Raw genomic sequence first — 11,102 nt, 5'->3', positions numbered from 1 at the left:
AGACCGCCCGACCAGGCGGGCCCGATATGACTCGCAGGAACAACACCCGCGGTTCGCGGGTGCCGCACCTGTGTTCAGCGCAGACTTCTGCCGCTGAACGACCTCATGTTACACGGCAGCAACAGCATGACCGCCATTGCAGACCTGCTTAGGAGACGTCCTCCACGCATACGGTGAACTGGCGTTCCGAGTATGCGTAGCCCACTCCGCTGGCGCATTGATCGACGTTCGAAACCCCGCGGAGGACCTCGGTGGCCCGTTGCCGGTGCGGCGCAGACGAATCCGCGCAATCCACCCGGTACGGGTCCTTGTCGTTCTCCGGATCGATGCTCATGCAGGTGCCGGTGATCCAGTCGATGTCCAGACACAGCGTCTGTGTCTCGTCATCGAATGCGCTGCGCACCGAGTAGTAGGTGTCGACGTCGCCGGGGCACTGGTCGCTGTCGGTGACCGTGGAGATCACCTTGTAGTTCGATGCGTCGCTGCCGCACTCCGCCCGACTGGCGTCCGGGCGTTCGTACGTGCCGCTCATCTTCAGGCAGTCCCCTGCCTTCATGTCCGCGGCCGCCGCGGACGAGCATGCCGTCAAACCGGCGATGAAAAGTATCGCGGCTGCCCCGATAGGGGCAGCCGCGGAAAGTGGTGGCATCGACGCCGCGTCAGCGACGCAGCCCGAGGCGCTCGATCAGCGAGCGGTAGCGCGCCACGTCAACCTGGGCGACGTACTTCAGCAGCCGGCGACGACGGCCGACGAGCAGCAGCAGGCCGCGACGCGAGTGGTGGTCGTGCTTGTGCTGCTTGAGGTGCTCGGTCAGGTCCGAGATCCGCTTGGTCAGCAGGGCGACCTGGGCCTCCGGCGAACCGGTGTCGGTCTCGTGCAGGCCGTAGCTGGTCAGGATTTCTTTTTTCTGCTCGACAGTAAGCGCCACGAAAGTAACTCCATCATTTCAGTCCCGCGAACATATTCTCGGCGCAGCCACCGCGGACTGCAGCATGCACCGGATCGGCCGAAAGTCTAGCAGTTTCTGCTGCGCAGCCAGAATCGCGTGCTATTGCGCAGCAAGAATCGCGCGGGCCCGGTCGGTGTCGGCCTCCATGGCCACGACCAGATCCTTCACCGATTCGAACTTCTCCTGGCCCCGGATCCGGGCCACGAAATCGACCGCGACGTGCTGCCCGTACAGGTCGGCGTTGGTGTCGAGCACGAACGCCTCGACCGTGCGAGTCCGCCCGGAGAACGTCGGGTTGGTGCCGACCGAGACGGCGGCCTCGTACCGCTCGCCGGGGATGACGGTGCCCATCACGGGGCCATGCCCCAGCACCGTGAACCAAGCGGCGTACACACCGTCGGCCGGAATCGCCGAGAACATCGGCGGCGCCACGTTGGCCGTCGGGAAGCCCAGCACCCGGCCGCGCCCGTCACCGCGCACCACCACGCCCTCGACGCGATGCGGACGGCCCAGGGCTTCGGTGGCTGCCACTACGTCGCCGGCATCCACGCAGGACCGGATGTATGTCGACGAGAAGGTGACCCGCTCATCCCGATGCTCGGCGTCGAGCGTTTCGGTCACCAGCGACATGCTCTCGACGGCAAAACCGAAGCGTTCCCCGGCCGCGCGCAGCATCGCGACGTTGCCCGCCGCCTTCTTGCCGAAGGTGAAGTTCTCCCCCACGACGACCTCCACCACATGCAGGTCTTCGACCAGCAGTTCGTGGATGTAGCGCTCAGGGGTGAGCTTCATGAAATCCGAGGTGAACGGCATGACCAGAAATACGTCGACGCCGAGCTCCTCGACGAGCTCGGCCCGCCGGGTCAGCGTCGTCAACTGCGCCGGATGACTCCCCGGAAACACCACCTCCATCGGATGTGGGTCGAAGGTCATGAGAACCACCGGCACTCCGCGTGATCGGCCCGCTTTCACCGCATGGCTGATCAACTCCGCGTGTCCACGGTGAACCCCGTCGAACACCCCGATGGTGACTACACACCTGCCCCAGTCCGTGGGGATCTCGTCCTGCCCACGCCAGCGCTGCACGCAATCAGCCTACGACCCGAAGGCGGCACGGTCGCCTCTAGATCCCCCGATCAGGTGACGATTGCCTAAACTTTCCTACTGTGAGTCCCGACGGTAACCATCAAGACCTCTCCACGGTTGCCCAGGACTATCTAAAAGTCATCTGGACAGCCCAGGAGTGGTCTCGCGAAAAGGTCAGCACGAAACTGCTGGCCGAGCGGATCGGCGTGTCCGCGTCCACGGCGTCGGAATCGATCCGCAAACTCGCCGACCAGGGCCTGGTCCACCACGAGAAGTACGGCGCGGTGACGCTGACCGACGCGGGCCGACGCGCGGCGCTGGCGATGGTGCGTCGGCACCGGCTGATGGAGACCTTCCTGGTGCAGGAGTTGGGCTACGGCTGGGACGAGGTGCACGACGAGGCCGAAATCCTCGAGCACGCGGTATCCGACCGGATGCTCGACCGCATCGACGCCAAGCTGGGCCACCCCACCCGCGATCCGCACGGCGACCCGATCCCGGCGGCCGACGGCCAGGTACCGACCCCGCCGGCCCGCCAGCTGTCGGCATGCCAGGACGGCGACGCGGGCACGGTGGCCCGCATCTCCGACGCCGATCCGGAGATGCTGCGCTACTTCGACAGCGTCGGCATCAGCCTCGATTCCCGGGTGCGGGTATTGGCGCGACGTGACTTCGCCGGCGTGATCTCGGTGGCCGTACAAAGCCCAGGTAAGACCGGCGACGCGGCCACCGGCGGAGACGACGCCGGCATCCAGGTCGAGCTGGGCAATCCGGCGGCCGAGGCGATCTGGGTCGTCGCGAGCTGACGACACGCCGGAGGGGATCACGGCGATTTTTACCCGTGCGCTCTGGCCGATTCAGCACCAAGATGACCTGTTCGTGACTGTCTCTCTGCACTGGTTCCTTCCCACCTACGGCGACAGCCGGCTGATCGTCGGAGGCGGCCACGGCACGCCCGCGGGCGCCGCCGGTGGTGACCGTGAAGCCTCCATCGACTACCTGGCCTCGATCGTCCGGTCGGCGGAGCGGTTCGGCTTCACCGGCGCACTCATCCCGACCGGTGCCTGGTGCGAGGACGCGTTCATCACCGCGGCACTGCTGGCCCGCGAGACCACTTCGCTGGCGTTCCTGGTGGCGTTCCGCCCGGGCCTGGTCAGCCCGACCCTGTCGGCCCAGATGGCCGCCACGTTCGCCCGGCACGCACCGGGGCGCATCCTGCTGAACGTCGTCGTCGGAGGCGAAGCGCACGAACAGCGCGCCTTCGGCGACCACCTGGACAAGGACGCACGGTATGCGCGCTGCGACGAGTTCCTCGACGTGGTCCGCCGGCTGTGGGCCGGTGAGACGGTGACCCACAAGGGTGAGTACATCGACGTCGAAGAGGCCTCCCTGGCCCTGCCGCCCACCCCGGTACCGCCGCTGTACTTCGGCGGCAGCTCGCAGGCCGCCGGCCCGGTGGCGGCCCGGCACTCCGACGTCTATCTGACCTGGGGAGAGCCGCCGGCCGCCGTACGGAAGAAAATCGAATGGATCCGCGCACTCGGCGAGGAGCAGGGCCGCAAACTGCGATTCGGCATCCGCCTGCACACCATTTCCCGGGACACCTCCGAGGAGGCGTGGGCCCAGGCCGACCGGCTGGTCGCCGCCCTCGACGAGGAGACCGTCGCCGCGGCACAGGCCGGACTGGCCCGCAGCCAGTCCGAGGGCCAGAAGCGCATGCTGGCCTTGCACGAGGCCAACCGCACCAACGGCACCTGGAGTGACGCCCGCAGCCTGGAGATCGCCCCGAACCTGTGGTCGGGCGTCGGATTGGTGCGCGGCGGCGCGGGCACCGCTCTGGTGGGCAGCCACACCGAGGTGGCCGACCGGATCGCCGAGTACGCCGAGATCGGCATCGACGAGTTCATCTTCTCCGGCTATCCGCACCTGGAGGAGCTGTTCTGGTTCGGCGAGGGGGTGGTGCCGATCCTGCGCGAGCGCGGTCTGTTCGGCGGAGGCGACCAGGCCGCCACCCCGACCTCGATACCGTTCGTCGGCGCGCCGCGATGACCGATCTGGCCGGTGCCACCCGCATCTCGTCGACGGAAGCCGCACTGACCGCCGCGACGCAGCTGTCGAGATCGTTCGCCGAGGGGGCCGGTGCCCGCGACGCGCACCGGGTCCTGCCGCACGACCAGGTGCGGGCCCTCAAGGAATCCGGCCTGCTGGCACTGACCGTGCCCGCCGAGCACGGCGGGCTCGACGTACCCGTCGCCGTACTCGCCGAGGTGTTCCGCCTGCTGGCACACGGTGATCCGTCCATCGGTCAGATCCCGCACTCGCATTTCACGTTCCTGGAGGCGCTGCGACTACAGGGCACGCCGGCGCAGCAGGCATATTTCTACGGGCTGGTGCTGGACGGGGCGTTGTTCGCCAATGCCCAGTCCGAACGGGGCCCGCACCCCATCGACGTGGACACCACAACACTCACGGTGGCCGATGGAGGCTATGTCCTGAGCGGCCGCAAGTACTACTCCACCGGCGCGTTGTTCGCCGACTGGCTGATCGTGCGGGCCTCGCTGGCCGATGGTTCGGGACAGGTGCCGACGGCGACCACACCCAAGGCCATCGCCTTCGTTCCGCGCGATGCCCACGGGGTGGAGGTCGTCGACGACTGGGACGGCATGGGCCAGCGGACCACGGCCTCTGGCACCGTCACCCTCGACGCCGTCGAGGTGCCGGCGGCACATGTGGTCGAGTTCAGCCCGATCTTCACGCGCCCCACGGTGTACGGGGCCCGGGCCCAGGTGCTGCATGCGGCGCTCGACGTGGGCATCGCCACTGGCGCACTGGAGGAAGCGGTGCGTCAGGCCGCCAAGGCCCGGCCACATTTCGAGGCCGCGGTGTCCAGCGCCGTCGAAGACCCGACCCTCGTGCAGGTGGCCGGTGAGCTGACGGTGACGGTGCGCGGTGCGGAAGCGCTTCTCATCGAGGCGGCCCGCCAGGTCGATGCGGCCCGAGCCGATCTCACCGAGGACAGCGCCGCGGCGGCCTCGATCGCGGTGGCGATCGCCAAGGTGTCCGCCGCGCGGGCGGCGGTGCAGGCCGGCAGCGCACTGTTCGAATTCGGCGGGACCCGCAGCGCCTCGGCATCGGGCAATCTGTCGCGGTACTGGCGTGACGCCCGCACCCACACGTTGCACGACGCCACCCGGTGGAAGATCCGTCACATCGGCAACTACACCCTCTCGGGCACGAAACCGCCTCGCCACGGCCAGCTTTGAGGCACGGCGCCTACAAGGTGGCGGGCCGCAACACCACGACGTTCTTGGTGCGCGACGAGCCGTCCTGCAGCAGCGCGATGACCCGACCGTCGGGTGCGGTGGCGGCATAGATCCCGTCGATGCCTGCCGGTGCCAGCGCCCGGCCGTGCCGGGCATCCTCGGTCTCCGCGTCGGTGAGGTCGCGGCGCGGAAACCCGAGCAGGCAAGCGGCGTCCAGCGAATAGCTCAATTTCGCGGCATCGGTCAGCTGCTCCAGGGTGCGCGCCTCTTCGAGTCCGTAGCGCCCAACCTTGGTGCGCCGCAACGCCGTCAGATGTCCGCCGACACCGAGCGCAGCACCGACGTCGCGGGCCAGTGCCCGAATGTAGGTGCCCGACGAACAGTCCACGGTGACATCCACGTCGACAAACTCTTCAACACGACGGACAGCGTCCACCGTGAAGCGGTCGATCCTGACCCGCCGAGCCGCAAGCTCCGGCGCCTTGCCTTCGCGGGCCAGCTTGTAGGCCCGTTGCCCGTCGACCTTGATGGCGCTCACCGCCGAGGGCACCTGCTCGATCTCCCCGCGCAGTGCCGCGACCGCGTCCTCGATCTGATCGTCGGTGACATGGGCAGCGGAAACCGTCTGCAGCACTTCACCTTCGGCGTCCTCGGTGGACGTGGTCTGGCCGAGCCGGATTGTCGCGGCATAGGACTTGTCGGTGGCGGTCAGGAGGCCGAGGATCTTGGTGGCGCGCTCGATCCCGACCACCAGCACGCCGGTCGCCATCGGGTCGAGGGTGCCGGCATGTCCCACCTTGCGGGTGCCGAACAGCCGACGGCACCGCCCCACCACGTCATGGCTGGTCATCCCGGCCGGCTTGTCGACGATCACCAGGCCGGCTTCTGGACCGCTCACAACACGATCGCCGTCAACGTCACGCCGTCGCGCACCGACCAGCGGCCGTCCAGGGCGGTCAGCGGCGGCCCGTGTTCGGCGGCCGGGTCGATGAGGATCTGGGACCGGAACGTTCCGGCCGCGCCGGTGTCGTCCACCCCGAACGTGATGTGGGCATCCTCGAAGCCCAGCCAGCGGTGCGTCAGCGGATACCAGGCCTTGTAGGTGGCCTCCTTGGCGCAGAACAGGATTCGGTCCCAGTGCAGGCCGTCCGGCAGCCCGCCGAGCTCGGAACGCTCCAATGGCAGCGAGATGGCGCCCAGAACTCCGTCGGGCAGCACGTCGTGCGGTTCGGCATCGATGCCGACTGATCTCACCCCACCGACGCGGCCGACTACGGCCCCCCGAAAGCCCTGACAGTGCGTCAGGCTACCGACGATGCCATCGGGCCAGCACGGCTCGCCCTTGTCCCCCTTGAGTATCGGCACCGGACCCACGCCGAGCTCGTCCAGCGCCTGGCGGGCGCAGTAGCGCACCGTGGTGAACTCGTTGCGGCGCTTGGCCACCGCGCGGGCCACCAGCGCCGCCTCCTCGGGCAGCGCCGTCAGGCCCGGCGGGTCGTCGTACATCTCGGCCGCGGCGAGCTTGTCCGGCATGTCGGGCAACACCTGCCCCAGCAGCGTGTCGCTCATGAGCGCCTCGCCTTGATCCGCTCCTGCATCTGCTGGGCATGGGCGCGCATCTCGGCCGTGATCTGGAAGTGTCCGCCGAACTCGTTGAGATAGCCGGGTGTGTAGTTGGGGTCCGGCAGGATTTGGCGCAGCCACCGGAAGGGCTTTCGGCGGCGCCACTCCCGCGGATAACCGACCGACACTTCTTCGAAGCGCACATCGTCGTACCAGGTGGTGCGCGGAATGTGCAGGTGGCCGTACACCGAGCAGATCGCGTTGTAGCGGGTGTGCCAGTCCTTGGTGGCCGTCGTACCGCACCACAGCGAGAACTCGGGATAGAACATCGCGTCACAGGGTTCGCGGACCAGCGGGAAATGGTTGACGAGAACCGTCGGGTCCATCCAGTCCATGTCTTCGAGTCGCTTGCGGGTGGCCGCCACGCGGTCACGGCACCAGGCGTCGCGGGTCGCGTAGGGCTCGCTGGACAACAGGAACTCGTCGGTGCCGACGACGTTGCGGTCCCGGGCGATGGCCAGCCCCTCGGCCTTGTTGGAGGCCCCCTCGGGCAGGAACGTGTAGTCGTAGAGCAGGAACATCGGCACGATCGTGGCCGGGCCACCCTGTTCGGTCCAGACCGGGAACGGGTGCTCGGGGGTGATGACACCCATCTGGTCGCACATGTCGACCAGGTAGTCATATCGGGCCCGGCCGAAGATCTGCATCGGGTCCTTGTTGGTGGTCCACAGCTCGTGGTTGCCCGGAACCCAGATGACTTTCGCGAACCGCTTGCGCAGCAGGTCCAGCGCCCACCGGATCTCGTCGGTGCGCTCCCCGACGTCACCGGCGACGATCAGCCAATCGTCCGGCGAGGCCGGGTACAAGGACTCAGTGACCGGCTTGTTCCCGGTGTGCCCGGTATGCAGATCGCTGATCGCCCACAGAATCGGCTGCCGGTCCCTCGACTCGTGATCAATCACAGTTGCACCACCACAACGGACCAGCCTAACCGGGCGGCGGCGGCGCAGGCCGTTGACAACTAGAACAGGTTCTCGTTTATGGTCGAGTCCGTTGCAACCGACCGCTACACTCCCCGCAAGCCGGGGAACGTTTTGCCACCAAACTACGAGGGGGTGTGATGGCCGCCAAGTGGCGTCTGCTGTCGGCATCGACAGGCATGGTTGCGGCGCTGGTATCGGCGGTGATCGTGGGGTGGCAGTCGGGCCCCACCGAGGTCGCGGGCGCCGGCCCGCTGCACCTCGATGCCACAGACCTCCCGATGACCAACGTGTCCACGACGATCAAGTGGCCGGTCATCGAGACCACGGACCCGTCACCGTTCGATCCGTGCAACGACATCCCGTTCGACGCGGTTCAGCGGCTCGGCCTGGCCTTCACCCCGCCGGAGCCCGAGGACAGCCTGCGGTGCCACTACGACGCCGGTGACTACCAGATGGCCGTCGAGGCATTCGTCTGGCGCACCTACGAGCAGACCATCCCGCCCGACGCGGTCGAACTGGACATCAACGGGCACCGGGCCGCGCAGTACTGGATCATGAAGCCCACCGACTGGAACGACCGCTGGTGGATCACCTGCATGATCGCCTTCGACACCAGCTACGGCGTCATCCAGCAGTCGCTGTTCTACTCGCCCGTCCACTCCCCGGACCGGCCGGACTGCCTGCAGACCAACTTGCAGCGAGCCCACGAACTGGCGCCGTACTACAAGTTCTGAGGGTTGCCGCGACCGATCCGTAGCCTGGCTAGGTGAGCACATTCGGCCGGTACGCCGGCAAGGCCGTCAGCAGGATCCTGGGCCTACCGCCGCACGAGACCGACTTCACCGTGCAGCACGGGCTGCGGGTGCCGATGCGCGACGGCGTCGAACTGGTCGCCGACCACTACGCGCCCGTCACCGACCGTCCCGCGGGCACGCTGCTGGTACGCGGACCGTATGGCCGCCGCTTCCCGTTCTCCCCGGTGTTCGCGCAGGTCTATGCGGCCCGCGGATATCACGTGGTGTTGCAGAGTGTGCGCGGGACCTTCGGCTCTGGAGGTCAGTTCACCCCGATGGTGCACGAGATGGCCGATGGCGCCGATACCGTGGCCTGGTTGCGGAACCAGCCCTGGTTCACCGGGTCGTTCGCCACGGTGGGGCTGTCCTACCTCGGCTTCACCCAGTGGGCGCTGCTGGTCGACCCGCCGCCGGAGATGAAAGCGGCCGTCATCACCGTCGGCCCGCATGATTTCAGCGAATCAGCCTGGGGCACCGGCGCGTTCACTCTGAACGATTTTCTGGGCTGGAGCGCGATGGTGGCCCGCCAGGAGGACCCCGGCCTGGTGCAGGCCCTGAACCGGCAGCTGCGGGGCCCCGCGGAGCTGGCCAAGGCGACCGCCGGCCTGCCGATGGGTGAGGCCGGCCGCCAGCTGCTGGGCGACGGCGCCCCGTGGTACGAATCCTGGCTGGAACACCCCGAACGCGACGATCCGTTCTGGGACCGGCTGCGGTTCCACGAGGCCCTGCAACGGGTCGAACTGCCCATTCTGTTGCTGAGCGGGTGGCAGGACCTCTTCCTGAACCAGACGCTGGAGCAGTACGAGCAGCTGCAACGGCGCGGCGTCCCGGTTGCGCTCACGGTCGGGCCGTGGACCCATACGCAGCTGATGACCAAAGGGCTCACCACCGTGGTCGGCGAATCGCTGGACTGGCTCGGTGCGCACCTGGCCGGCGACGGCGAAACCAACCGCAGCACGGTCCGGATCCACGTCAACGGCCACGGTTGGGTGGAGCTGGCCGACTGGCCCCCGGTCATGCCCGAACACGAGTTGTTCCTGCAGCCGGCGGGGCGCCTCGGCGAGACACCACCGCCGGAATCCGCGCCACCGTCTGGATTCACCTACCACCCCGCCGACCCCACCCCCACGGTCGGCGGGCGACTGCTGGCCGCGACGGGCGGTTACCGCGACGACACCCGGCTGGCCCGGCGCAGCGATGTGCTGACGTTCACCGGCGACCCACTTTCGGCCGATCTGTACGTGGCCGGCAACCCGGTCGTCGAGCTGGCACACAACTGCGACAACCCGCATCACGACATCTTCGTCCGGATCAGCGAGGTGGACGCAAAGGGCCGGTCCCGCAACGTATCCGACGCTTTCCGCCGATTGAACGGCCACACCGGGCCGGTTCGCCTCGAGCTGGATGCCGTCGCACACCACTTCCGGGCAGGGGCACGGATCCGGCTGCTGATCGCCGGTGGATCGCATCCGCGGTTCGCCCGCAATCTAGGCACCGCCGAACCGCCGATCTCCGGTTCCAAGCTGGTCCGGGCCACCCACAGCGTGCATCACGGCGAGGGTGGGATGTCGCGGCTGGTGCTGCCCGCCGGCCCGGTGCCGCCGTCAGCCGACTGAGGTTCGCACCCGCTCGGCGACGTCGCGCAGCACCGCGTCGTCGTGCACCGGTGGGCCCCAGTCCGCCCGGACCGGCAGGTCGACCCAGCTCTTGCACCCGGCGAATTCGGGTGTGCGGGCCAGCCAGATCGGTGTAAGCAACGGGCTGACCTGGACGACCAGGACGGTCAATCGGTGTTTGGGGCGGAAATCGAGCCGGTCAGCCCGCACCGATTCGGAGGTCCAGATGTGCAGATCGGCGAGTTCATCGATGAACTCCGGGCGGTTGACCTCCACTGCGGCAACAACTTTCGCCCCGGCCCGAATCACCACAGCGTCCTCGGTGCTGTCTTGCGCGGCAGCGTCGAGCAGGTCCGCGTGTTGTGGCCGCACCCGTTCGGCATGGCTGTGCGCGATCGTCGGGAACAGGATGAACTCGGGTGCGGCCACCGAGAACCGCTTCTCGTGGATACCGCCCTTGCGCAGCAGCACGGTCTGACGGCCGTCGAGCAACGCGTGCACGGCCGCACTCCACTCCTTGAGGGAGGGTTGGGTCAGCTCGCGCTGGATCATGTTGCCAGCCGGGCGCGGACCTCCGGACGGCGCAGCGGCGGAACGGTCTTGGGCGGCTGACGGCGCGGGGCCAGCCCGTCGAGCAGCCGTGTCGTCGTCGCGGTGACCTCGGCGACCGCGGCCTCGAACGCCTCGACGTTGGCACCGGTCGGCCGGGTCATACCGCTGACCTTGCGCACGTACTGGCGGGCTGCGGCCTCGATCTCCTCGTCGCTGGCGGCGGGTTCCAGCCCGCGCAGCTCTGTGATGTTGCGGCACATACCACCCACGATAGGCCGGTTGGGCCCGGCGGCTA

At 68.1% G+C, this 11,102-nt stretch carries 13 protein-coding genes; 5 read left to right on the top strand and 8 right to left on the bottom strand.

Translation table 11 applies throughout. The annotated features are described in order from the left end of the window. Window positions 1-148: 148 nt before the first annotated feature. The 3 genes from lppU to EH231_RS02885 all read right to left on the bottom strand — a co-directional run bounded on the left by lppU (window position 149) and on the right by EH231_RS02885 (window position 2,036). Window positions 149-649 (bottom strand): LppU family putative lipoprotein, encoded by a 501-nt coding sequence (lppU, locus tag EH231_RS02895; protein ID WP_407939257.1) that lies wholly within the window; start codon window positions 647-649, stop codon window positions 149-151. 10 nt (window positions 650-659) lie between these two features. Then, entirely contained in the window at window positions 660-929 is a 270-nt protein-coding gene (rpsO, locus tag EH231_RS02890; RefSeq protein WP_044517714.1) for a 30S ribosomal protein S15, read from the bottom strand. Window positions 930-1,049: 120 nt separating this feature from the next. Beyond that, window positions 1,050-2,036, bottom strand: a complete 987-nt coding sequence (locus EH231_RS02885; RefSeq protein WP_044517712.1) for a bifunctional riboflavin kinase/FAD synthetase — start codon at window positions 2,034-2,036, stop codon at window positions 1,050-1,052. Window positions 2,037-2,116: 80 nt separating this feature from the next. Between EH231_RS02885 and mntR the strand changes: the two genes are divergently transcribed. The 3 genes from mntR to EH231_RS02870 all read left to right on the top strand — a co-directional run bounded on the left by mntR (window position 2,117) and on the right by EH231_RS02870 (window position 5,299). Next, window positions 2,117-2,842: a manganese-binding transcriptional regulator MntR gene (mntR, locus tag EH231_RS02880; protein ID WP_090425219.1), complete on the top strand. Its 726-nt coding sequence runs from the start codon at window positions 2,117-2,119 to the stop codon at window positions 2,840-2,842. A gap of 73 nt (window positions 2,843-2,915) precedes the next feature. Continuing rightward, a complete protein-coding gene (locus tag EH231_RS02875) occupies window positions 2,916-4,085 on the top strand; it encodes an LLM class flavin-dependent oxidoreductase (RefSeq protein WP_164480749.1) in 1,170 nt (389 codons plus the stop codon). Further along, entirely contained in the window at window positions 4,082-5,299 is a 1,218-nt protein-coding gene (locus tag EH231_RS02870) for an SfnB family sulfur acquisition oxidoreductase (protein WP_124711831.1), read from the top strand. The genes EH231_RS02875 and EH231_RS02870 overlap by 4 nt, the downstream gene beginning before the upstream one ends. A gap of 10 nt (window positions 5,300-5,309) precedes the next feature. Here the strand turns inward: EH231_RS02870 and truB are convergent, their stop codons facing one another. Genes truB through EH231_RS02855 form a run of 3 tightly spaced genes read right to left on the bottom strand, consistent with a single transcriptional unit; the run spans window position 5,310 to window position 7,821 of the window. After that, window positions 5,310-6,149: a tRNA pseudouridine(55) synthase TruB gene (gene truB, locus EH231_RS02865; RefSeq protein WP_241178097.1), complete on the bottom strand. Its 840-nt coding sequence runs from the start codon at window positions 6,147-6,149 to the stop codon at window positions 5,310-5,312. 44 nt (window positions 6,150-6,193) lie between these two features. Further along, window positions 6,194-6,868, bottom strand: a complete 675-nt coding sequence (gene pptT, locus EH231_RS02860) for a 4'-phosphopantetheinyl transferase PptT (protein WP_124711829.1) — start codon at window positions 6,866-6,868, stop codon at window positions 6,194-6,196. Continuing rightward, window positions 6,865-7,821, bottom strand: coding sequence for an ACP phosphodiesterase PptH (locus tag EH231_RS02855; protein WP_044519403.1), 957 nt, complete (start codon window positions 7,819-7,821; stop codon window positions 6,865-6,867). Before EH231_RS02855 ends, pptT begins: the two co-directional genes overlap by 4 nt. Before the next feature lie 161 nt (window positions 7,822-7,982). Between EH231_RS02855 and EH231_RS02850 the strand changes: the two genes are divergently transcribed. Together EH231_RS02850 and EH231_RS02845 are read left to right on the top strand one after the other, a co-directional pair. Continuing rightward, on the top strand, window positions 7,983-8,579 hold the full coding sequence (locus EH231_RS02850) for a DUF3558 domain-containing protein (RefSeq protein WP_090425215.1): 597 nt from the start codon (window positions 7,983-7,985) through the stop codon (window positions 8,577-8,579). 32 nt (window positions 8,580-8,611) lie between these two features. Continuing rightward, a complete protein-coding gene (locus tag EH231_RS02845) occupies window positions 8,612-10,255 on the top strand; it encodes a CocE/NonD family hydrolase (protein WP_124711828.1) in 1,644 nt (547 codons plus the stop codon). On the opposite strand, the gene EH231_RS02840 is transcribed toward EH231_RS02845, so the two are convergent. Both EH231_RS02840 and EH231_RS02835 read right to left on the bottom strand, forming a co-directional pair. Then, window positions 10,244-10,807 (bottom strand): DUF1802 family protein, encoded by a 564-nt coding sequence (locus tag EH231_RS02840; protein WP_124711827.1) that lies wholly within the window; start codon window positions 10,805-10,807, stop codon window positions 10,244-10,246. The two genes, EH231_RS02845 and EH231_RS02840, sit on opposite strands and share 12 nt — an antisense overlap. Continuing rightward, window positions 10,804-11,067, bottom strand: a complete 264-nt coding sequence (locus tag EH231_RS02835; protein ID WP_164480747.1) for a DUF2277 domain-containing protein — start codon at window positions 11,065-11,067, stop codon at window positions 10,804-10,806. The genes EH231_RS02840 and EH231_RS02835 overlap by 4 nt, the downstream gene beginning before the upstream one ends. Between the last annotated feature and the right edge of the window lie 35 nt (window positions 11,068-11,102).

It is taken from the genome of Mycolicibacterium nivoides (assembly GCF_003855255.1).
Lineage (GTDB): Bacteria > Actinomycetota > Actinomycetes > Mycobacteriales > Mycobacteriaceae > Mycobacterium > Mycobacterium nivoides.
Note: the sequence above shows the minus strand (reverse complement) of the source record. Positions and strands in the feature narration are given on the sequence as shown.